Origin of the sequence: Granulicella sp. S190 (genome assembly GCF_009766095.1) — a bacterium.
In the GTDB taxonomy this organism is placed as follows: domain Bacteria; phylum Acidobacteriota; class Terriglobia; order Terriglobales; family Acidobacteriaceae; genus Edaphobacter.
In genome coordinates this window covers 23,978-47,354 of the sequence record NZ_LMUD01000040.1, presented here as the reverse complement: position 1 = coordinate 47,354, position 23,377 = coordinate 23,978, and the positions used below count along the sequence as shown (strand labels likewise).

General features: G+C 56.8%; 13 protein-coding genes. 5 read left to right on the top strand and 8 right to left on the bottom strand.

Annotated elements, in window-relative coordinates:
* Positions 1–5: 5 nt before the first annotated feature.
* Complete coding sequence (locus GSQ94_RS18240; protein ID WP_158945292.1) at positions 6–1,769, bottom strand: tetratricopeptide repeat protein; 1,764 nt, start codon at positions 1,767–1,769, stop codon at positions 6–8.
* A 398-nt stretch (positions 1,770–2,167) separates the two neighbouring features.
* Between GSQ94_RS18240 and GSQ94_RS18235 the strand changes: the two genes are divergently transcribed.
* Together GSQ94_RS18235 and GSQ94_RS18230 are read left to right on the top strand one after the other, a co-directional pair.
* Entirely contained in the window at positions 2,168–4,267 is a 2,100-nt protein-coding gene (locus GSQ94_RS18235) for an alpha-galactosidase (protein WP_254063971.1), read from the top strand.
* 54 nt (positions 4,268–4,321) lie between these two features.
* A complete protein-coding gene (locus GSQ94_RS18230) occupies positions 4,322–6,715 on the top strand; it encodes a glycoside hydrolase family 2 protein (RefSeq protein ID WP_158945290.1) in 2,394 nt (797 codons plus the stop codon).
* A 154-nt stretch (positions 6,716–6,869) separates the two neighbouring features.
* Here the strand turns inward: GSQ94_RS18230 and GSQ94_RS18225 are convergent, their stop codons facing one another.
* The 4 genes from GSQ94_RS18225 to GSQ94_RS18210 form a co-directional block, all read right to left on the bottom strand.
* The gene (locus GSQ94_RS18225) at positions 6,870–7,880 is read right to left on the bottom strand and encodes a LacI family DNA-binding transcriptional regulator (protein WP_158945289.1); all 1,011 of its coding nucleotides are present in this window, start codon (positions 7,878–7,880) and stop codon (positions 6,870–6,872) included.
* Between the two features lie 170 nt (positions 7,881–8,050).
* The gene (locus GSQ94_RS18220) at positions 8,051–8,377 is read right to left on the bottom strand and encodes a hypothetical protein (RefSeq protein ID WP_158945288.1); all 327 of its coding nucleotides are present in this window, start codon (positions 8,375–8,377) and stop codon (positions 8,051–8,053) included.
* Entirely contained in the window at positions 8,374–8,937 is a 564-nt protein-coding gene (locus GSQ94_RS18215; RefSeq protein ID WP_158945287.1) for an RNA polymerase sigma factor, read from the bottom strand. Before GSQ94_RS18215 ends, GSQ94_RS18220 begins: the two co-directional genes overlap by 4 nt.
* A 112-nt stretch (positions 8,938–9,049) precedes the next feature.
* A complete protein-coding gene (locus GSQ94_RS18210) occupies positions 9,050–10,498 on the bottom strand; it encodes a DHA2 family efflux MFS transporter permease subunit (RefSeq protein WP_158945286.1) in 1,449 nt (482 codons plus the stop codon).
* Between the two features lie 486 nt (positions 10,499–10,984).
* Between GSQ94_RS18210 and GSQ94_RS18205 the strand changes: the two genes are divergently transcribed.
* Both GSQ94_RS18205 and GSQ94_RS18200 read left to right on the top strand, forming a co-directional pair.
* Entirely contained in the window at positions 10,985–14,512 is a 3,528-nt protein-coding gene (locus GSQ94_RS18205) for a TonB-dependent receptor (protein WP_158945285.1), read from the top strand.
* Between the two features lie 474 nt (positions 14,513–14,986).
* Positions 14,987–16,471, top strand: a complete 1,485-nt coding sequence (locus GSQ94_RS18200) for a glycosyl hydrolase family 39 (RefSeq protein WP_158945284.1) — start codon at positions 14,987–14,989, stop codon at positions 16,469–16,471.
* A gap of 153 nt (positions 16,472–16,624) precedes the next feature.
* Here the strand turns inward: GSQ94_RS18200 and glgA are convergent, their stop codons facing one another.
* The 3 genes from glgA to GSQ94_RS18185 form a co-directional block, all read right to left on the bottom strand.
* A complete protein-coding gene (gene glgA / locus GSQ94_RS18195; protein ID WP_216843131.1) occupies positions 16,625–17,839 on the bottom strand; it encodes a glycogen synthase in 1,215 nt (404 codons plus the stop codon).
* Between the two features lie 119 nt (positions 17,840–17,958).
* Entirely contained in the window at positions 17,959–19,683 is a 1,725-nt protein-coding gene (locus tag GSQ94_RS18190) for a carboxypeptidase regulatory-like domain-containing protein (protein ID WP_158945283.1), read from the bottom strand.
* A 141-nt stretch (positions 19,684–19,824) separates the two neighbouring features.
* A complete protein-coding gene (locus GSQ94_RS18185) occupies positions 19,825–21,564 on the bottom strand; it encodes a GWxTD domain-containing protein (RefSeq protein ID WP_158945282.1) in 1,740 nt (579 codons plus the stop codon).
* A gap of 287 nt (positions 21,565–21,851) precedes the next feature.
* On the opposite strand from GSQ94_RS18185, the gene GSQ94_RS18180 reads away from it, so the two are divergent.
* On the top strand, positions 21,852–23,252 hold the full coding sequence (locus GSQ94_RS18180; RefSeq protein WP_158945281.1) for an efflux RND transporter periplasmic adaptor subunit: 1,401 nt from the start codon (positions 21,852–21,854) through the stop codon (positions 23,250–23,252).
* Positions 23,253–23,377 lie beyond the last annotated feature (125 nt).

The following is a 23,377-nucleotide window of genomic DNA, read 5'->3' as shown; positions in this document are numbered from 1 at the left end:
TGAGTCTAGTTGCTCTTATCGTGCGTCGAAGGAACCGGCTGGTCCGGTAGTACGATCAGGAACTGCTTGACCTCGCGCCGCTCCTTTTCAACCGCCTCTGCCTGTTGGCTCTTGATCTCATCGTGAAGCTTGAACTCTTCTTCAGCCTTCGCTCGTTCGCCGACGCGGTCATAGGCCAGCGCGAGCCGGTAATGAGCCTCGCCCAGTTGCGGCTCCCCTTCGATTGCCTTTTTATAAAAATCGATCGCCTCGGGAACTTTGGATCGAGACGCAGACAGTATCCCCAGCTGAAGGTAAGCGTCGCCGCACTTTCCATCGAGAGTGACTGCTTTTGTAAACAGCTTCTCGGCCTGATACGTGGCCTCTGTATCCGCCGAATGCTGCTGCCGCTTCAGGATCGCCATCGCATAAAAATAGTTTGCAAGAGCATTGTCAGGCTGCTCCTTCACAAACCGTGCCAGCCTCTGCTCAACACATGACAATATATCGGGAGCCACAATCTGCATCTTGCCCATAAACACATAGGGTTCGGGGTCCATCGGGGCAAGATCGGAGGCACTGCACAGGCGAACGGCCGCCTCCTCGTACAACGAGCCCGCAAAGAGAGCCGCACCCAGGGCCGTCTGCATTCGGGCCGATTTCGGGTAGGCTTCCTCTCCTCTGCGAAAGACCTCCTGTGCCTGCCAAACAGCTCGATGAAGTAATAACTCAGAACCCCACTCAAAATAATTCTGTTCACTCGGTTCCAGGCTGACCGCCTCCTCATACTCGTGGACAGCGGCTAGCGGATCCCCTGATCTCTCATCCAACTCCCCTGCAAGCCGATACAGCTTCCCACTCCCGTGCTGCTTGAGTAGTTCATGAACGCGAGCGACGGCCTCCGCAACACGACCGCTCTGCTCATAAGCCAGTAGCTGGTCGTACTGGTTCTCCATGTTTTCAGGATCGATCCGGGAGGCATTTTGTAGAGGCGCCAGTGATTCCCCGTATCTTCCAGTTCGAAGATAGAACTCGCCAAGCTGATGGTTCGCTTCAAAGCTTCCGGGAGAATGTCCCACCTCTGCGCGCAGCTTGCCTTCCGTCTCCTTCATAACAGGAGCAGCATCGACTGTTCCGATACTGCCTCGCTCTTCCCACGGTTTGAGCGTAACGGTTTCACTCGCCAGAGCTTCGCTGGTTCGCAGCATCGAGTCCGATCCATGCCCCCCAACGGCGGTCCAGTCAGTCACTCCCGCAACAGTGAAGTTCGGTTTATCGGCGAACGCCATAGCTTGTCTGGAAGACGATGAGGCTGCTCCGGAGTTGGATGAAACGGAAGTGCCCTCTTCGAGGACCAGATCAAGCTTCTGTTGGGTGCCCCTTGAAAAGGGTGTGACAGCTACAGCGCGGCTGTGCAACTCTAACTTCTCCGCGCTCAACAGGTATGTCCCCGGCTGAAGTGACGAAAACGCGAAGATCCCCTCCGCGTTGGTTCGGGTTTCGACACCCCCGGAAGCATCCTTCCGTTCAAGCCGCACGACTGCGCCGTCGACAGGTTTACCGCCCACGGAATGGACAGTTCCCTGCACTACCCCAGTCGCGTCGGCAGAGATCTGTTGCGCAACTGCCACGCGAAGGAAGACAACAGACAAAAGCATAGCGGCAGCCACCAAAGCACCGCGAAACCAATCGGCAGCACTCGCCTTGAAGTAAGAACGCAACTTGCGCAATAGGATCGCCAGCAAATTCGCCCCAGGTGTATTAAACAGGTTGTCAGGGTGGTTGTTCATGTACTTGACTGCAACTATACCTCCGCATCGTTCTGTTAGAAGGTGAACCACGCTTACCCTGATCCGAGTCGCATCTCTCCACTCTCGCAACACCAACGATTAAATAGCGCACGAGCTGGAATCATGGTCTCTCGCAGCGTGTACGAAAAATTAGGATTGCTAGCGTCCAATGTATGCGCGTACATTGGACGGGATCGATCGAACGAACCGGAGCTCTGCGCCGCGCAGATACTTTGATCCGTGCGCCTTATATTCTCCCGATTAAGGAGCTCTTCTTGTCTCGACGTAATATCTGCCTCGTTCTCCTTGTGGCGTTAATAAGCTCACGGGCTGCGCTCTCTCAGTCTGCGATTCGCTACGATGCGGACTCACGCGTCTGGCAGTTGTCAGCAGGAGAGATGACCTACGCAATAGGCGTCAACGATCAGAAAGGCCTACAGACGATCTACTGGGGTCAACGCCTTGAAGGGCCATCGACACTCGTCTCGGCAAAGGCCTACCCGGAGGCAGCGTCCTTCGATCCTTCCGTCTCGGCAACCCCACTCGAATACGCCGGCTGGGGCGGGGGCTTACCAACGCAACCCGCTCTCAAAATCAGCTTCCCCGACGGCAACCGTTCTCTCCTTCTCGATTATCTCGACAGCAAACAGACCGACGGCCCCAATGGCGATCAATTGGAGATCACACTCCGTGACCGCCTCGCCGAGGTCTATGTCCATCTTTTCTACAAGGTGTACGCGACAGGTATTCTCGCTCGTTGGTCACAAATAGAGAATCGCACCAAGGGAGTCATCACGGTGGAGCAAGCCGCCTCCGCAACCCTCAACCTTCCGCCCAGCACCTCCTACGAGCTAAGCTCACTCACCGGTCGCTGGGGCGCTGAATGGCAGCTTCACACGGTCCCCCTCGTGCCTGGGCACAGCGTACTGGAAAGCCGCCGTGGCAGCACCTCGCACCAATCCAATCCATGGCTCGCCATTGGACGCACCGGGGAGACCACCGAGACATCAGGTCCCGTCTGGTTCGGAGAACTCGGCTGGAGCGGCAGTTGGCAGATCGATGTCGAACAAACCTACAGCCATCGCGTCAAGATCACCGGCGGCTATAACACCTTCGATTTCTCCTATCCTCTCGCCCCGGGCCAACTCCTCAAAACGCCCATCTTCTATGTGGGCTACACCAACAAGGGCCACGGAGAGGCGTCGCGAATACTTCACCGATTTCAGCAAAAGCAGATTCTGCCCGGAGCGCCGACTCCAAAGCCCCGGCCAATCATCTACAACTCCTGGGAAGCAACAGAGTTCAACGTCAACGAAGCTGGTCAGTTAGCGCTCGCGGAAAAGGCGGCCAGCCTCGGCGTGGAGCGCATGGTCATCGATGATGGCTGGTTTGGTCAGCGCGTCACCGATCACGCCGGTCTTGGAGACTGGTACGTCAACCAGACAAAGTTCCCCCACGGCCTCAAACCCGTCATCGACCGGGTCCATCAACTTGGCATGGACTTCGGTATCTGGGTCGAGCCCGAGATGATAAATCCGGATAGCGATCTCTATCGCAAGCACCCCGAGTGGGCCATGAGCTTCCCCGGCCGTCCCCGAACCGAAGCCCGCAATCAGCTCGTGCTCAACCTCGCCCGCGACGACGTGAAGCAGTACCTTCTCACCTTTCTCGACAAGCTGGTAAGCGAAAACGATATTGCCTTCCTCAAGTGGGACTACAACCGCAACTGGTCCGAACCGGGCTGGGATGCAGTGCCTTTGCCTGAGCAGAAAGAGATCTACGTTCGCTACATCAACAACCTCTACGAGGTACTCGCAGAACTCCGCAAACGCCACCCGAAGCTTGAGATTGAGTCTTGTTCAGGAGGCGGAGGCCGCGTCGATCTCGGGATCCTCCGCTACACCGACGAAGTCTGGCCCTCCGACAACACCGATGCTCTCGACCGCCTCTCCATTCAGGACGGTTTCTCCCAGGCGTACACCCCCGGAGTCATGGTGGCCTGGGTCACCGACGTCCCAAACTTCCTCGACCGCCGTAACATCCCGCTCGAATTCCGCTTCACGGTCGCCATGACTGGGGCTCTCGGCATCGGAAGCGACGTCACCAAATGGACGCCGGACGAATCAGCTCTCGCAACACGTCTCGTAGCGTTCTACAAAACCGTCCGCTCCACCGTGCAGCAAGGTGCGCTCTATCGCCTCATCGCGCCCGAGGCGAGCGAGCAGTCAGCGGTCGAGTACGTCGCCGAAGATAGGCATCAGGCCGTCCTCTTTGGCTTCCTGCACTCACAGCACTATGGAGAACCGTTTCAAACCATTCGCCTCCAAGGACTCGAGCCCGCTGCGCTCTACCGCGTCAAACCACTCGATCCATCGAAAGCTCCAGGCTTGCCCCAGCAGATAACCGGGAGTGAACTCATGGGACCAGGCATCTCACTTCATCTCATCGGCGACTACGACAGCACCGCTATTGTCTTCGAAAAGGTCGATCACAAATAATGCCTCTACCATCCCAACCAATCTTCCCCAACACATAGAACGGATACAAACAGCATGAACCGTAGAAACTTTCTCACCTCCACCGGTGCAGTCCTCGCCGCCGGCACCATAGCCCCCGTCGCCACAAGTCAGGCGATCGCCCCCGTCACCACTCCTGGCAGTCGCACGATCCTGCCAATCAATCGTGGCTGGCGCTATAGCCCCAAGACCTCGAGCGAAGGCCATTCGCCCAGCTTCGATGACTCCAGCTTTACCCACGTCGTCGTTCCGCACACTAATGTTCGCCTCCCCTGGCACAGCTTTGACGAGAAGACCTACGAGTTCATCTCACTCTATCGTCGTCCGCTCGACATTCCTGCCAGCGCACGCGGTAGACGCGTCTTCGTTGACTTCGAAGGCGTCATGACCGCATCCACCGTCTACCTCAACGGCACGAAGCTGGGCGAGTACCGCGGGGGCTACACGCCATTCTCCTTCGAACTGACCCAGCATCTTGACCCCTCCGGCAAAAATCTTCTTTCGCTCGACGTCGACTCAACGGAGCGCGCCGACATCCCGCCCTTTGGCAACGAGGTCGATTACCTCACCTTTGGCGGCATCTATCGCGAGGTCGCACTCCGGATCGTCCCGCAGACCTTCGTGGAAAATATCTACGCCCGTCCAAAAAATGTGCTCAGCGCCTCCCCGACCGTTGAGGTCGAATGCTTCCTCGACCGCGCCCCAAACTCTCGTCTCGGAGCACTTTCAATCCGCACCGAACTCCGCCGCGAGCACGACGGCAACGTCCTCTCCTCGGCCACTCACAAGATCTCTGAGCCTTCGCCCATCGAACACCATGAGGCCGATGCCGATCAGGCCCTGGGCGCTCTTCCGCCCTCGTCCCCGGTCCCCGGCTCGTACACCCTCACCCTCGATAAGATGGGCAAGCTCGATCTATGGGATCTCGAAACTCCGCATCTCTACACCGTTCATGTGCAACTTGTAGAAAACGGAAAAGTCATCGACGAAGACGTGCGCCGCATCGGTTTCCGCGAGGCGACATTCACCCCGCAAGGCTTTTCGCTCAACGGAAAAATCATCAAGCTCCACGGCCTGGACCGCCACCAGACCTTTCCTTTCGTCGGCCAGGCAATGCCCGCGCGCGTGCAGCGGCAGGACGCAAAGATCCTCCGGCACGATCTTCGCTGCAACCTCGTCCGCACCTCACACTATCCGCAGTCCCGGCACTTCTTGGACGCCTGCGACGAGATCGGTCTCCTCGTTCTCGAAGAGATTCCCGGCTGGCAGCACATCGGCGACAAGCCCTGGCAGGACATCGCCGTCGACAACGTCCGCCGCATGATCCGGCGCGACTGGAACCACCCATCCATCATCCTCTGGGGCGTCCGCATTAATGAGTCACGCGACAATCACGACTTCTACACCCGCACCAACGCCCTTGCCCACGCACTCGACGAGCAGCGCCAGACCGGCGGCATCCGTTACTTCCAGGAGTCCGAATTCCTCGAAGACGTCTTCACCATGAATGACTTTGGCTGGCCCCTCAAGGCCCCAAACCATCCCCTTTACCTCAACACCGAGTTCGTCGGCCACACCTTCCCCACCAAGACCATCGACAGTAAGGAGCGCCTGCAGGAGTTTGTCGTCCGCCACGCTCGCGTCCACGACACTCTCGCCTCGAACCCCCAATACGCCGGCGGCATCGGCTGGTGCGCCTTCGACTACAACACCCACGACAACTTCGGCTCCGGCGACCGCATCTGCTATCACGGCGTCATGGACATCTTCCGCACGCCCAAATCCGCCGCAGGCTTTTATAAATCCATGTGCGAACCCTCCGAAGAGATCGTCCTCGAGCCGGCCTTCCACTGGGCCCGCAACGACGAATCGACGGGGTTCACAACAGCCATGATCTCTTCGAACTGCGACCACCTGAAGCTCTTCGTCCAAAGTGCCAAAGGAGACCGCCTGGTCGGCGAAGGCGATCCCGATCGCAAGCAGTTCCCCTCCCTCAAGCACCCACCCTTCTCCATCCCGCTCGGCGAAGGTCTTCGTGACTGGGGAGATCTCCGCATCGAGGGCTACATCGCTGGCAAACAGGTCATCTCAAAACGCTACTCCGGCAAAGGCGTCGACCAGCAGTTCGTAATATTGCCCGACGATCGCGAGCTGATCGCAGACGGCGCGGACGCAACACGGGTGGTCTTGCGCGTAAACGACGAATTCGGCCAGGTCCGCCCCTTCGCCAACGATGCCATCCGCCTTGAACTCGACGGCCCCGGCGAAATCATCGGCGACAATCCCTTCGCCCTCATTGGTGGCACAGGCGCCATATGGATCCGAACGAAAGAGCAACCCGGCAACCTCCGCCTGCACGCCATCCACCCGGTCCTGGGCACGCAGACGATCGACATACAGTGCTCGGCATCTTCACCAGAACAAGCCTGACCCCGTCGCCCAGTGCCCGGTGTTGTCCCAGCCCCCATCCTTTCGCGGTCTCATCGCGACAGGGTGGGGGACTTTGCGCGAGAGCACGAACCGCAGTTAAATCCGCCCCATGCCGAAGCTCTTCTCCGAAGCGCAATATCGCACTCAAACAACTCTACTTCTTCGGCGGTCCAGTAGACTTCCTGATCACCAGCGTCGGTTCAATCACGCGGTTCTTTCCTGTGCGAGGTTCTATCTGCTGCCCATCGTAACTTTCAAACAAGGCCTGAAACGCGATCTGCGCAATCTGCGCTCTGGGCAGGCTGATTGTCGTCAGCGCAGGATACGTAAAAGCGCTCATATGAATATCGTCGAAGCCAATCACCGAGATATCCTCCGGCACCCGCAAACCCTTTTCATGAATCTCGTCGATCGCCCCGATCGCGGTAAGGTCGTTTGACGCTATCACGGCCGTCGGTAGAACCTTGGAAGTAAGCATGCGTCTCATCGCAATCTTTCCCCCTTCGATCCGATGATCTCCCTCCTCGATCCATTTCTCTTTCATGCGCGGTTGATGGACTGCCATACCCATCGCAAATGCGTCCAGACGCCTCTGCGCAGAGATCAGTCTCAGTGGACCGCTGATAAACCCGATCCGCCGATGACCTAGTGATCTAAGATGTCGCATCGCCAGGCCGACACCCGCTTTGTAATCCACGCTGATGGTGTTGACTCCAAGCGCCGGCGTCCCGCCATCTAAAAACACCAGCGGAATGCCGCGCCTGCCGAAAGGCCCGATCAGCGCTTCATCAATCTCCGAGGTCATAATGGCGACTCCGTCCACTTTGCGTTCCAGCATGCGGCTCAGGCAATGCTCCATTCTCACCGGATCGTAGTCAGTGTTCGCGACCAGCACCTCCTGCCCATGTTCCACCGCAATCGTCTCGAAAGCCTTCACCAGCTCAGGGAAAAAAGGGTTGGTGATATCGGAGATGATCAGCCCAAACATGCTGCTGCGCCCTGTTCCCAGCGCTCGCGCATTCCGGTTGGGGTAGAAGTTCAACTCACGAATGATCTCCAGAACCGCCGCAGCCGTCGATGCCCGCACCAGTTCTGGTCGATTGATCACCCGGCTCACTGTGGCAGTTGAGACATTGGCGCGTCTTGCGACAGCTTCAATATTCATAAATCCCCGCGGGAACAGCGCTTGGCTACAACCCATCTGCGCAATCGCCGTTTGACCGGTACTGATCATCCGGTCATGAATGAATATATCTTCTATCAGCCCATCCGGAAGATTGAAGTCCAAACGCATACCATCGCGGATCTCGGCGTCCGCGCTTCATCTCCGATGAACTAGCGCTGGCGGGTGTTGGCAAGCGCCCGGAGTAAGGTACGGGTGTTCTGGTTCATGACCCGGCGAAGGTACATGGTGATCGCGAACAGGAGGACAAGAAAAAACAGGTCGACGCGAAGCAAGGAATGCAAAAGTCCGCCGAGCGTTTGTGGCGGGAACATATTGAGGTGCATCCAGATGAAGGCGGCGAGGGCCAGGATCGCGAGAACGCCGACGACGATGCGCGAGGTGCGTTCGGACCTGTCGGCGGCCGCGAGGGCTTGTTGGACGAAGGCGAGTTCGGCGTTAGTATCTCCGGAGTTAGGCTGCTGAGATTCGGGGCTCATGTTGGTTTCCTTTCAGTGGCGAGCTGTTTGCGAAGGGTTGTGACTCCGTAGTGGAGGCGCGACTTGGCAGTGCCGACCGGAATCTCCAGAATGGCGGCGCTCTCTTCAAGCGAGAGATCGTGCTGGTAATGGAGAAGGAGGACGGCTCGGCTGGCGGGCGAGACGAGGTCGAGCAGAGCGAAGAACGCGGCGTCGGGTGGCTCACCAAGATTGGGGCTGGGGGTAGTGATGGGTTCGGGTGGACCACTGTCGAGGGGCTGCCAACGGCGAGCGCGTCTCAGGTGGGAAAAAGCAATGCGCGAGGCGATACGAAACGTCCAGGCGCGGAAGACCGCGGGCTCACGTAAAAACGGGAGCTTGCGAAAGATCTGGAGCGAGGTCTCCTGCAGGATATCGTCTGCCAGGGCAACGTCGACTAAGCGGGTAATGTAGCTGCGCAACGGAGCATAGTGACTACGCAGAAGTTGCTCCAGCGCAGCCCGGTCGCCGGTTTGGGCCAGAAGAACAAGGAGTGTCTGGTCAGCGGTTGGGGCCTCCTTCGGATTGGGTGTGGCCTGCACACTTGAGAGAGGAGTTGGGCTCGATGAGAGTTCGGTACTCCGCGAATAAATGTAATGGTCGTCGAATCAATTGCCCCATCGTGTGGCTGAGCTCGTCGGGACGGTCGCGCCATTACCCGCCGGGGTGAAGGACTTTGTGCTGGCTAACGTCGTCGCCGTCGCCGCTCTTGAGGCTGCGAAACACAATCGTTGAGACTATGGTCAAAACTCCAAGAGCGATGAGTGCTTTATGAACTCCCGTGATCATCTCCACTGGACTGGTATGCGTGTTGGAGATAAAGAAAGCAGTCGCCAGGCCTGCGGTAGCAACACCGAAGCTGATCGACATCTGCTGCATCGTGCTCGCTATAGAGCTCGCGCTGCTGGTGTCCTGCTCTGTGATATCAGCGTAAACGAGGGTATTCATGCTCGTGTACTGAAGCGAAGTAAAGGCACCATAAAGGAAAGCCTGCAGAACGATTGCCCAGATCGGCGTTCGGAGACCTATCGTAGCAAACCCTAATAAGAGGGCTCCCAGGATGAGAGTATTCGAGATCAGTACGCCGCGATATCCAACCCGTCTCAAAAGCCTTGGCATAATCGTCTTCATCGTCATGGCGGCGACCGCCTGGGGCATCACGAGCAGCCCCGATTGAATTGGAGTGAAGCCAAGTCCGACCTGGTACAGCAGAGGCAGAAGAAACGGTACCCCGCCAATTCCCAGACGAGTGAAGAAGCTGCCGCTCACCGCCGCTCTAAAGGTGCGAATCGTGAATAGCCTCAGCTGTAGCAAAGGAAACTTGAGCCTTCTGGCGTGAAGCCAGTAACCTGCAAGCAGAATCACAGAGAGCGCCAGGAGACCTGACATCTCTCGGGCGCTTAATGTGTGCTCCCCGAAGATCTCCAGGACGTAGGACAGTAACGCGATTCCAGATCCAAACAGAATCAGGCCGACAACGTCGAGCGGATGAGAGGCCTCTTCCCGATAGTCCGGCAAATGGATGTAAACGAGAACAAGTCCCGCCAGGCCCACCGGGATGTTGAGAAAGAAGATGAATCGCCAATGCAGATAGCCGACGATGAGACCTCCTGCAATCGGTCCCAGCATCGGAGCGACCAGGGCCGGTATGGAAACGAAACTCATCGTGCGCAAAAGGTCCGCCTTGGCGAAAGTACGCACCAGAGTTAGCCGGCCCACAGGCACCATCATCGCGCCTCCGCAACCCTGCAGGATCCGACAAGCAACCAGCAGATGAATATTGCCGGATATGCCACACAGGAAAGACCCGAAGGTGAAAAGTCCGATTGCTGACGCGAACACTCGCCGAGTCCCGAACCGGTCTGCCATCCATCCGCTGATTGGGATAAATACAGCGAGACTCAAGGTATAGCTGGCCAGCACCGCCTTCATGCTGAGCGCAGCAACGCCGAGCGCTGCGGAGATCGCCGGAACCGCGGTGTTCAGGATGGTCGTATCTAACGACTCCATGAAAAACGCTACCGCCACCAGCCATGGCAGGAGACGCTTAGAGGATGCTGAGGGGTCGGCTGCAGCAGACTGAGACGCCATCGTATTGCCCATCGCTACGCTCTCCTCGGATCTGCTCTCGGCTCGATGCAAGAGTGCCTCATCATCTTCTAGGCAATCTTGTGCCACATCTTCCCGAGTTCGCTCACAATGAGATCTCTGCTTGGGCAGGGCCGACGCAATGGAGTAGTTTGGTGATGCTCTACGCCGTTCCGCTCTTTTCGATGCGATAAATCAGATGCTTTGATTCTCCCACGAAGTGGTCATCACGTTTCTCAAAGTCGATGCGGGGTGTTTTGACGTAGCTGCCGAACGCAAGCAGACAACTCCCGTCTCGCTTTTACCGTTTTAGATGCCCCCCAAGAGGAAGATTTTGCATCCTATCTCCACGAGCGAAGTATGCCTCCGCCATTCCCATGCCGCAAAGTCTCCTCCCCCTCGCCGTATCCCAATCGACCCCAGCCTCCCCGTTGGCTCATGACCCTTTTTCTGCCTCCCCATAGCACACACGCGCACCTGTTCAGAAAGGACTGCCGCATCATGATTCTCTCAACCTCTAAAGCACCCGCCGCAAACTCCACGCGCTCGAACCACCTCCTGGCTCTCGTTCTCGCCTTCGCGGTCTCAATCTTCGCCATTCCCGCCCACGCTCAGTTCCGCGCCTCCATCCAGGGCACCGTAGCCGACTCCACCGGAGCCGTCATCCCCGGCGCCACCCTCACCCTCACCGACACCGCCACCGGCCACGCCCTCACTGCCATCTCCAACGGCAGCGGAGTCTATAACTTCAATGCTCTCCCGCCCGATCCCTTCACCCTCACCGCCACCGCCAAGGGCTTCCAGACCAACAACATCCCTGACGTCCACATCATTCCCGAGCAGCCTAACGCCATCAACGTCACCCTCCAGATCGGTGACACCAACACCACCGTCACCGTCAACGGCGACCAGGTCTCCGCACTTGAAACCGAAACCGCCTCCACCAGCGGTACCGTCGACAGTAATCAGATACAGCACCTCCCCTCAGCCGGTCGCGACGTCTTCCAACTCGTTCAGCTCGCGCCCGGTGTCTTCGGCGACGGATCGCAAGGCGGCGCTGGCGGCTCGAATAACCTTCCCGGCACCCAGGGCCCAGGCGGCACCAGCGCGAACGCCGGAATCTTCGCTACAGAGAACGGTCCGCAGGCCGTCTCCAACGGTGGCCAGTACGAGACCAACGGTATCTCCATCGATGGCATCAGTACCGTCAGCGCAGTATGGGGCGGAACCTCCGTCATCACCCCAACCGAAGACTCGGTAGGCAATGTCAAGATCGTCTCAAACTCTTACGACGCAGAGAATGGCCGCTTCAGTGGAGCTCAGGTTCAGGTCACCTCAAAGAGTGGCACCAACGATTGGCATGGCAGCCTCTTCTTTCGCGCCAGCAGGCCTGGCCTCAACGCCTACCAGCGGTATAACGGCCCAGGCTCGCTCATGTCCGGTACACCCGCAGATCGCGGACTCCTCAAAGACACGCAGCGTTTCAATCAGTACGGTGGCAGCGTCGGCGGCCCCATCTGGAAGGATCACGTCTTCGCCTTCTTCGCTTACGAGACCCAACGCAATAACTCCTCGGTTACCAGCACAGGCTGGTATGAGACCCCGGCCTTCGCCGCTCTTGCACCCGCCAACAGTATCTCGAAGACATTCCTCTCCTTCCCCGGCGCAGCCGTCAACTCCATTGGGCTCATCAACCAGACCTGCGCCACTGCCGGCCTTACCGAGAATGTAAACTGCCGCACCATCGCTGGTCAGGGCCTCAACATCGGATCGCCGATCACCACCGGACTTGGCACCCAGGACCTCACCTGGAAGAGCACCTCCAATCCGGGTGTCGGCGGTGGCCTCGCCAACGTAGCCGATATCGCCAACTACACCCTCGAAAACCCCACCGCTATCACCGAATCTCAGTACAACGGACGCATCGACGCTGACGTCACCAGGAAAGATCACGCCTCCTTCGCCATCTACTGGGTTCCAGCATCCAGCACCGACTACAACGGCTCCATTCGCGCCTACAATCTCTACAACCACAACGCAATCAACGACGCCTTCTCCGTCATCTGGAATCACATCTTCTCCCCCACATTCCTCAACGAAGCCCGTGCCAACGCGGCTGGCTATCGCTGGAATGAGATCGGAGACAATCCGCAGGAGCCCTTTGGCCTCCCCACCGACTCCATCGGAGCCTTCGGGAGCATCACCACCACCAACATCGGCAGCTTCGGCGCACCCGGACCAAGCGATGTTAATCAGTGGACCTTCGGCTACAGGGACATCGCTACCAAAATTGTGGGCAACCACACCATCAAATTCGGCGGCGAACTAACTCGTCTCTACTACCTCAACAATCCCACCTACTCCGCGCGTCCCAGCTACAACTTCTACAACTACTGGGACTTCCTCAACGACGCACCAAACTCCGAAGTCGGAAGCTTCAACCCCTTCACCGGAACACCAGCCACCAATCGTCAGGACACACGAGAAGACCTCTGGGGCTTCTTCGCCCAGGACGACTGGAAGGTCCGGCCTAACCTCACCCTGAACTTCGGTCTGCGCTACTCCTACTTTGGCCCCTTCAACTCGAAACAGAACAACATCAACGGAATTGTGCTGGGCTCAGGAGCGAGCACCTTCACCGGCCTCTCCATTCGGCAAGGGGGCGCGCTCTACAGCTCGCAGAAGGGCAACTTCGGTCCGCAATTCGGATTCAACTACAGCCCGCCGCACTTCAATGGAAAATTTGTCGTGCGTGGTGGCTATGGACTCAACTACAACGAGGAAGAGATCGCCATCGCCGGCAACGTAGCCAGCAATCCGCCAAGCATCGTTACCTCGAACTTCTCGAGTGCGAGCCCCGCCAACATCAGCCCCGGCATCGTCTACGGCATCGCCTCGGATCCGCACTCTCTTTTCGGCTATCCGCCCAATCCAAACACCATCACCACCTTCAACAGCGCCAATCTCCCCGTCAAAGGTGGTGTCGGGCTCGTCTCCCTCCCTGCCAACCTGCCCACCATCTACACCCAGCACTACTCGCTCGATACCCAATACCAGCTTCCCTATCAACTTGTCGCAACTCTGGGCTATCAAGGCAGCACGACGCGCCACGTCATCAATACCTCCAACCAATATGTAACTGCGGTGGCTCAGGGTATCGCTCTCAACCCTCTCGTCAACAGCATCCAGCTCTTCGGCAACAACGGCGCATCCAACAACAACGCCATGCTCGCTGGCCTGAAGCATCAAATGTCGCACCAGTTCCAGGTTGAGGCACAGTTTCAATGGGCCAAGACCATGGACGACGGATCGGGACCCTTCTATCAGGATCCCTACCCGTTTGCGCCATACCTTGCCCGCGGCCGCTCAGACTACAACGTAGGCAAAGCGCTCAAGATCTACGGCCTCTGGCAGCCCGTCTTCTTCCACGGCTCCCATAGCTGGGTCGAGAAGGTCGCAGGCGGCTGGTCCCTCAGCGGCATCTTCAACATCCACACCGGATTCCCCTGGACTCCCGTCTTCAACGCGCCTGGCAGCCTCTACTACGCCAGCAGCGGCTACAGCTCATTGCGTCCTGCTTCTTACCTTGGCGGAGCAGGCCACGACACCAGCAACGACGCCTTCAAGTCAGGCCCCGGCGTCGGCGGCGGCCAGAATAAAAACTTTCCACTCGCCTCGACCGCAACGGGAACAGCATACTTTGTTGCACCCACTGCTCCCATTCCCACTGGCGGTCCGCTATCCATCGCACCTCTTCCACAGCTCCCCGGAGTGGCACGCAACTCCCTCGACGGACCGGGCTACAAAGACGTGGACGCAACCATCACCAAAGCCTTCGGCCTTCCCAAACTCCCCATCCTCGGCGAGGACGCGAAGTTCGAGATCCGCGCCGACGCCTTCAACCTCTTCAACAATCTCAACTTCCAAACCTCCAGCATCTCCAACGCAATCACCTCCAGCAACTTCGGTCAGGCCCAGACTGCTCTCGGCTCTCGAACCGTCAACCTCCAGGCCCGCTTCAGCTTCTAACACTCCACAACAGTCAAAGGGAGAGGTCAGCTAAGACCTCTCCCAAGAAGCTCCGCTCCGAGTTCTGGTAAAAAGAGTAACTTGCCGCAGGGAAAGAGTACGTCTCGGCGCCGAGGTAATAGGCCGACTCAAGCGAGTTGGAGGACGGCTTGAAAAGAGCGATGAATCACAGCTAATGGAGTCATAGGTAGTAGGTAATGGTCGTCATCCTGAGCGAAGTGAAGGATCCCTGTATTCCGTCTTTGCCGGTCCCAGCCCCGCTCAGCTATTAAAACTTGACAACCCAGACCCCAGGAAACGCACGAACCACCACGCCACCATATTTTTTTCACCACCAACTCGCTAAAACCCGCGTCAATCCAGCCTCTCACCACGTTTACTCGTTGCTTAAACACCATCTCACCACCACCAGACACCGCGGTCACACCATCCAAACACCACCCCGAAATCACCTCTATCTCGTCCGAGGCCATCATGTTCAGACTTTTTCCACTTCTCCTCCTCCTCGCCGCAACCCTCCCAGCCCCGGCGCAGGAAACTGTTCAAATCGACGCCCACGCCCAAGCCACACCTTTCCCCCATTTCTGGGAACAGATGTTCGGCTCAGGCCGCGCAATCCTCTCATTACGCGAGAGTTACCGCGACGACCTCCGCGCCGTCAAGAAGATCACCGACTTCCGCTACGTCCGTTTTCACGCCATCCTCCACGACGAGGTCGGCGTCTACAACGAAGACGAGCACGGCAACCCCGTCTATAACTTCGCCTACGTCGACCAGATTTATGACGGCCTGCTCAAGAACGGCGTTCGTCCCGTCGTCGAAATCTCCTTCATGCCAAAGAAGTTAGCCTTCAATCCCGACGCCCTTCACCCCTTCTGGTACAAGCCAAACGTCTCCCCGCCCAAGAGCATGGAACGATGGGACGACCTCATCACCCACTTCGCCCAGCACCTCGTAGACCGCTATGGAATCAACGAGGTAGCGCAGTGGTACTTCGAGGTCTGGAACGAGCCCAACATCGACTTCTGGAATGGAATTCCCCGCGAAAAGAGCTACTTCGAGCTCTACGACCACACCGCAAAGTCTTTGAAATCAGTCAATCCCCGCCTCCGCGTAGGCGGCCCAGCAACCGCCGCTGCCCACTGGGTCGATGAGTTCCTCGCCCACACCGCCGCCAACCACGTCCCGGTAGACTTCGTCTCCACCCACGGCTATGCCGATGATTCTGTTGAAGATATGATCGGTACCGACGAGAAAATCCCTATGGACGACAGAGTCTGCCGCGCCGTCCAGAAGGTCCACAACCAGATCCTGGCGTCCTCCACCCCGAATGTCCCCCTCTTCTGGACCGAATGGAACGTCCCCGGCCACATGGAGGCCCGCGATACCACCTACGTAGGCCCAGCCCTCGCCAACACTATCCGAGAGTGCGATGGCGGAATGGTGGACATGATGTCCTTCTGGACCTTCTCGGACGTGTTTGAGGAAGGCGGCCCAGCTCCTCGCCCGTTTGAAGGAGCCTTTGGCCTCCGAGCCAAAGGCGGCATCAACAAGCCTAGTTTCTATGACTTCGCCCTCCTTCATCAGCTAGGCGATGAGCGTCTCCCAAACCCCTCCCACAACGTCCTTGTCACCAGGCGCAAAGACGGCACCCTGGTCATAGCAGCCTGGAACTTAGTTGACCCCGAAGACAGAGGCGAATCGGTCGCTATGAAACTCGACGTCCACAATGTCCCCCCCAACACACTTATCTCGATACAGCGGGTAGATAACGAACATGCTAATGTCCTGCCAAAATACGCAGCAATGGGCAGCCCCCTCGACCCCTCTGAATCCCAGGTAGACCAGCTAAATCAAGAGACTTCGCTTGGACCATCCGAACAAACCCATCTTAAAAACGATCAACTCATCCTCAAGCTGGAACCTAATGCACTCATTCTGCTGGAGATGAAACCATAGCCCTGGTGATCGCGGGGGCGGGGGATGCCGATACCCAACAAGAGCCTGATCCAAGGGCTATGCTCGAGCGGCTCAAACAATAAGGGACTTATCCCTGGCGTCGCATGTGTTGACGATCTTCGATATGCGTTGGTCATACCGGAGATCACCAGTTTATTTCGTCTGTCGAATAAGGGTTCGATACAGATCGACAGTCTGCGCAGCAATCGCCGACCAGGAAAAGGTCTCTTCTACCCTCTTGCGGCCAGCCTCGCCGAATTGTTTCGCCTTTTCCGGATGAGTCAAAAGATCAGAGATCTTCTCCGCAAGATCACGGGAGAACTTCTCCGGATGAGATGGAAAAGTCGTTACCGGGTCTTGCTCGAAAGGCACCAGGTGGCCCGTCTCACCATCCACTACAACCTCTAGGATTCCCCCCGTCGCGCTCGCCACAACCGGAGCGCGACAAGCCATCGCCTCCAGATTGATAATGCCGAACGGCTCGTAGACAGATGGGCAACAGAAGACGCTTGCGTTGCTGTAAAGCTGAATCGCCTCCGGTTTTGTCACCATCTTCTCTATCCAAACAACGCGAGAGTTTACTTTGCTGGCTTGCTCTACCTTCTCTCGCATCTCCGCCGCGATCTCCGGGGTATCGGGTGCCCCGGCACAGAGCACAACCTGAGTTCCCTTCGGCAGATAAGGAATCGCCTCCACAAGGTGGGTAACACCCTTCTGCCGCGTGATTCTTCCCACAAACAACACATAGGGGACAGAAGGATCCACCCCGTACTTCACTAATGCTGAGATCTCAGAGGTCTTCTGATATTCGTTTAGATCAATCCCGTTGTAGATCACATGAATTCGTGAAGGATCGATCTCCGGATAGGCACGGAGAATGTCTTCCTGGGTGCCCTTAGAAACGGCAATCACCGCGTCAGCATCCAGGATTGCCGTCCTTTCCATCCAGGAGCTCATCGCATATCCGCTGCCAAGTTGCTCCGCCTTCCAGGCACGCAACGGCTCAAGGCTATGGGTGGTCAGCACAAAGGGAACATGGAAGAGCTTCTTGGCAAGAAAGCCTGCCATAGAGACGTACCAGGTATGCGTATGCACGATATCAATCGTCGCGAGCGACTTCACTTGCGTGAGATTCAGACTCAGCGCTTCGAGAGCGGTCTTGTACTTTCCTTCAGTGCCATTTGTGATCACAGACCAAGGCTCAGCGCCGTGGACATGCAAGTTACCTTTGTCGAGTGATTGTTCTCCCCAGCAGTAAACCTCGACGTCGACAGATTTGGCCAGTTCACGACTTAGATATTCGACGTGAACGCCAGCGCCTCCATAGACGTTAGGTGGGTACTCTCGTGTCATCAGACCAACTCGCAAGCCAAGCCTCCTCGTTTGATATCAGCCTCAGAGCTGAATCGCACAGAGACACATCATACCCAACTACGATGGGCATCTTGAAATGAGATCTAATTATGCTGGGCAGGACAAAAAAGCAACTAGAAGGTAAATGCGAGCCCGGCCTGAACCGTCCGAGGCGACTGAGCAAGAAACAGTGTCTGCCCATCCTCTGACAGAAACGGTCGATACCCTTGAGCTAGAAGATTTGTGACGTCAACCGTCGCCTCAAGCCCCGGCGGCAACAAATTACCCAGACGCAAAGCCTGACGCAAGTAACAGCTCAGGAAGGCTTGATCGTTGAACGCAGCATACGGATCAACGGCGGTCACCAGTCGAGACGGCTGCCAGCGATAAGCTGCGCGAAGTGTCGTGCCACTACGAAGTACTTTGCCTCGGAGAGCCACCGTTGCGGTCCGTGCAGCCACAGGAGCCAGATCAGACCCGGCGCTGGGCAGAGCTACAGCAATGCCATCCTTCGCTGCGAGTCCTGCTCCTGTGCCATACTCCAGAGCCAGCCACAAGCTTGTGGTCAACGGTTCGGTCAGCATGACATTTAAACCTTGGGCCTTATATCCCGCACTCAAAAATCGGAATGTTCCCGTCGTCGCGTCGGCTACAATCCCGCTCGCGCCAGTCTGTCCCGTTTGGGCAATATCGGCTGTTGTCAACGCGCCGCCGCCTGAGACCGCAACCCGATTCAAAGCGTCCGTGTAATAGGAAAGTTGCACCATGCCACGGCCAGTCTTTCGGCCAACGGTGAACTCCTGATGCAATCCACCCTCAGTCTGCATTCTTCCTTGGTAAAGCACTGCAACCGGCAACTCCCTCTTCACCGTATCGAGCCCTGAAAAAGACTGCAGATCCTGTGAGGTGGCCATGCGATATCCAACACTCCAGTTCTCTGTCGGATGCGCCATAACCTTTAAAAACGGCCTCGATCCCGAAGCATACCCGGATGTCCGAACAACATAGATTGTCCCCCCAGCTTCGACGTCGACCATATCTCCAAGCTGCATCTGTTGTCCGCTGGCCATCTGCATCACTTCAAGCCCCGAAGTCCCACCAGAACCCACGATCTCGGGATGAGCCTGGTAGCTCAACACAGTCCGTGCCGCACCGCCTGGCCCAAGCCGCATGCCATATCCAGTCGCAATCTCCGTAGACTGTCCAATAGAAGGTGCTCCGGGCTGCGTCCCGATATCCGCATGTAGCGTCAGACCTGCTCCATCATCGAGCACCCTATCGAACGCAAAAACACTGTGAACTCCGTTGCTCCCAAAACCACCATCACCAGCGGTCATTTCAGCGCGGACTCGTTCAGCACGCTTCGGTGTCTCCCGAGCACTGGAGGAGACGACAATCACATCCCCATCTTCAGTCAGGCGAAGGATCGGCCGATTGGCCACCGACCGCAGCGTCCACTTCCAGTCGTCGCCCGGTTCGTCCGCTCTGCGACGTTCAGCAGGAAGCCATGAGGTCGATTCAAAAAGTGTACTCAAAGTCAGATTGACGACCGCCTGAGCTCCGGCCCTAAGCTCCAGATTGCCTCGCATCGCTGGAACAAACAAGGCCGCACTTGCTCTCACCTCGTATTGACCGGGAAGAAGATGAGGAATGAAGTAGCGTCCGTGAAGATCGGTAAACGCCGTTCCCGCCATCGCGGAGTCTGCCGCGATCACCTGAACCAGTGCGCCAAGCTGCGCCACCCCCTGCGCGTCGCGCACGACACCTGACACAGCCGCATTTTGTCCCACAGCAACGCCAACCGCTGCAGTCAGCAGCATTAGCGAGAGAAGCGCGATCTTCACCTGGGGTCGTTGCACAGTAAAGCCGTCCTGCGCGTCGATGGCTATCCAAATTGTTCCGCACCCAGCAAATTAGGGTACGTCGTTACAGAGTGCGATGTGGCTGGTTATCGCGAATTGGGGTCTGCATAACCATGTTCCCGTACTAGCCGCACCTGTCTAATCTACGATAAACGGCGCAGATTCTGCGATCTGCTGCTTCGTTATTCCGTCATTCACCTTGATGTTGATCTGATACTTGCCGGGCTGAAGACTTGCCAGCGGTAAACTCTTTTCAATCGTAACCTGATCTGCATTGGGATTAGTCTTCGAAGTAAGCTCCTGCGTCGTGAGAATGGACTTATTTGTCCCTACGTCGAGAATCTGGTACTCGATCGTAGCTCCATTCTGCTTACTCTTCTCATCGATCCCCAGATTATAAATCTGCATCCAGAAGTTCAAATTTTGCGCTCTATGAAAGGTCACAGGAACCCCGAGGCCCGTGGGAACGCGCGGGGTAATGTGCGTATCACCGATAATGAAATTTCCTGCACCAATATCTTTCGAAGGCACCCTCTCCATCGACGAAGCCAAGATCAAGGAAGAAGACGCAAGTCGGTCGTCGTCGTAGGCTGGCACATTCAAGCTACGTTGCCAACGTCCAATATGGTCTGGATTGTTTACATCCTTGATGACAATATCGATCTTGTACAGACCGGGACGTAGCGGCAGGGACTTCCAATACACTGACTGATCAGCCCGCTTCCGTGCGAGAAGCTCACTCGGCACCTGCACGCTGACCGTGTCTTCGAAGGTCTGAATCGCTTTGTGGTTCAAATTCGATACGCGACCAAGGATGTTCACAGTACCCATCGCCACGCCGTCTTTGTTAGTAAACGTAATATCGCCGTTTTTGATCTGCAGCGTTACAGGAACCAGAATCGTATCATTGGTGACCTTGACGTAGTCCGTCCGAACATCAAAAAGAAAGGGAGGTCCGGTCAGAATCTTCGAAGTCGTCATAAACGACTCCAGATCTTTGAACTTGATCTCAGGAGGTGCCATCAACTTCGCGAATCGATCCAAACGGTCAAACTGCTTGCTTTGATTCTGGCTGGATAACGGTCCCGCGCCAAGCTGTTCGAGTCCGCCACCTGAAAACCGATCTGCCTGCTTAGACTGTCCCTGCTGCTCGTAAAGTGTCTGGCCGGCGCCTGGAACATGCTTCAAAGCATCTTTTTCAGAGCGATCGATCGTCATGTGATAGTCGCCGCACATGCAGGTATCAACGAATTCAATATCGACGTTGTCTCCGATACCTTCTAGGTAGCGGTAGTGCCATATCTCGAAGGGAAAAGTTGAGGTATTTCCACCGCCCTCTTCAATTGGTCGCTCGTAGCTCCCACCGCTTGGGTGTGAATCGATACTGTCTGCCTTCCCATAGGCGATGTAGATATGGCCGCGATCCGTTCTCCAGCCAGGCTTACCGGCAGCAAAATGATCGTTCGCGTAGGCGATGCGCGCATAATGCTCTTCGCGAAACTCGTTCTCTGGAGAGTCCGGGTTGGGATTGCGCCGTAGCCAGAAGTTCTCGATGAACTGATCGCGCTCCTCGTCGTTACTCAAACTTCGAAATGCCTGAAGCTCCTGATCGGTAATGATCCAGCGGACGTCCTCATCGACCCACTTTTTATAGACGCCCTTCAACTCGACCTTCAAATTCTTCTGCTGCTCCCGCCTCTCCTTATCGGTCAAGGGACGCTTCAAAGGATCCGGTTTCTCCACCGTCACTGGTCCTTTAGTCACGCCGTCGGTCTGTGCAGAGCCATTGGCCGCATCCTGGGCAGTCAAAACACGTCCCCCCATCAGGATCAACAAAAATAGGGTCGTGCCGGATACCAAGCGCCGTGAAGTCGTCATAAGAAAGGGGTGCACTCCTGTTGCCAACCAACATTGTAGAGCGGTTATACCTCCGTTACAAGAGGAGACTGTCGGACACTCCTGATATCATCGCTCGTGTTCCGGGAAAGCCCACAAGTGTTGCCTATAAGAGAGTTGCAGGTCTTTGTATAACCCTCTGATAAGACGAACGAACTTTGGTTTCGAAAGATTACGGAACGCAATTTCTTTCGCCTCCGTACTGTCTTTAAATGAGCACAGACTCCCACGCACCTCTGAAGCAGAGTGAGGCGCGATAGAAAGCGGCAATGAGCATAAAGAAAATTCTCTTGATCGTAGCTGTGGTTCTGATCCTTGGAGGCATCGTGGTGGGCACTATCCTCCACGGACAAGCCAGTGTCACGAAAGTCGCCACAGGTAAAGCTGTCCATCAGGATCTGATCTCCATCGTCAACGGCACCGGACAGATCAAGCCGAAGACCTACGTTAACGTAGGTGCAACCGCCTTTGGACGCATCACCCATCTCTATGTCAAAGAGGGGGACCACGTGAAGGCCGGCGCCACTCTTGCTACGGTCGAGAGTGTCCAGCCTCAGGCAACGGTCGCCGCGCAGCAGGCCGGCATCGAAGCCTCACGCACAGACATCACCAGCTCCATCGCGGCAGAGAAGACCGCAGAGGCAAACATTGCTCAAGGCAAAGCCGATCTCGAGCAGAAGAAGCTTGACTACGGTCGCGCTGAGTCCTTGTTCGACGAAAAACTAATCGCCAAACAGGACTACGACGCGAAAAAAGCCGCCTACGACATGTCCGCAGCGACTCTCGAGCAGCGTGAAGCGGCTCTTGCACAGGCTCGCGCACAAACCGACTCCCTGCGCGGCCACTCAAACCAGGCTGTCGCGAGCCAACGCGCTAACTTCGACGCGCTCGACAAAACCATCAGCCGCGCCCCCTTTGATGGGCTGGTCACCAACGTTCCGGTCCGCGAAGGCGAGACCGTCGTGGTCGGTATCCAGAACGCCGGCGGCTCCACTATCATGACTCTCGCCGACATGTCCGTCATTACTGCCGAAGTAAAGGTTGATGAGACCGACATCGTCAACATCGCTCTCAACCAACCGGCCGACGTGGCCGTCGATGCTCTTCCCGGCCGCATCTTCAAAGGGCATGTCACCGAGGTCGGTGACCAGGCTCTCCTCCGCACGACAGGCCTCTCCACCACGCAAAGCACCACGGGCACGGAGGAGGCAAAAGACTTCAAAGTTGTCGTCACCTTGGATCAGGCCTCAGACGACCTTCGCCCCGGCCTCTCCGCTACAGCAAAGATTACGACGGCCCACAAACCCAACGCTCTTACCATCCCCATTCAGGCTCTTGTCCAGCGTGACCCGGCGGTGGAGAAAGCTCTCGCAGAGAACGCGGGCAAACCAAGTGCAGGCGCAGCCTCCAACTCTTCCACTCCAGGTCATAAACCTCAACCGGCCCAGGGCGTGTACGTCCTTCAAACCGAACATAAAAAACTCCGGGCGGTCTTCGTCCCCATAACAACCGGCGTTACGGGTGCAACAGATATCGAAGTACTCAGCGGCCTCAAAGAAGGGGATGAAATCGTTACTGGTCGATATCGAATCCTGCGCACCCTTAAGAGTGGAACTCCCGTCAAAGTAGATAACACCGTTGAAGCCGCAGGTGACACCGATAAATCGTGAGAAAGTATGGATTCCTCAAGAAAAGTCCATACAATTGTTGTCCTCGGAGTGACTCAATCAATACCGCGGAACCATCCCACCACCCCAAACGTACTATCCTGAAACTCGTAGGAGCACGGAGAACC

Excerpts from the sequence above, each read along its gene's own strand:
- GSQ94_RS18235 (WP_254063971.1), top strand. The coding sequence starts at position 2,168 with ATGACCTACGCAATAGGCGTCAACGATCAGAAAGGCCTACAGACGATC.
- GSQ94_RS18205 (WP_158945285.1), top strand. The coding sequence starts at position 10,985 with ATGATTCTCTCAACCTCTAAAGCACCCGCCGCAAACTCCACGCGCTCG.
- GSQ94_RS18230 (WP_158945290.1), top strand. The coding sequence starts at position 4,322 with ATGAACCGTAGAAACTTTCTCACCTCCACCGGTGCAGTCCTCGCCGCC.
- GSQ94_RS18220 (WP_158945288.1), bottom strand. The coding sequence starts at position 8,377 with ATGAGCCCCGAATCTCAGCAGCCTAACTCCGGAGATACTAACGCCGAA.
- GSQ94_RS18185 (WP_158945282.1), bottom strand. The coding sequence starts at position 21,564 with ATGACGACTTCACGGCGCTTGGTATCCGGCACGACCCTATTTTTGTTG.
- GSQ94_RS18240 (WP_158945292.1), bottom strand. The coding sequence starts at position 1,769 with ATGAACAACCACCCTGACAACCTGTTTAATACACCTGGGGCGAATTTG.
- GSQ94_RS18210 (WP_158945286.1), bottom strand. The coding sequence starts at position 10,498 with ATGGGCAATACGATGGCGTCTCAGTCTGCTGCAGCCGACCCCTCAGCA.
- GSQ94_RS18225 (WP_158945289.1), bottom strand. The coding sequence starts at position 7,880 with ATGAATATTGAAGCTGTCGCAAGACGCGCCAATGTCTCAACTGCCACA.
- GSQ94_RS18180 (WP_158945281.1), top strand. The coding sequence starts at position 21,852 with ATGAGCATAAAGAAAATTCTCTTGATCGTAGCTGTGGTTCTGATCCTT.
- GSQ94_RS18200 (WP_158945284.1), top strand. The coding sequence starts at position 14,987 with ATGTTCAGACTTTTTCCACTTCTCCTCCTCCTCGCCGCAACCCTCCCA.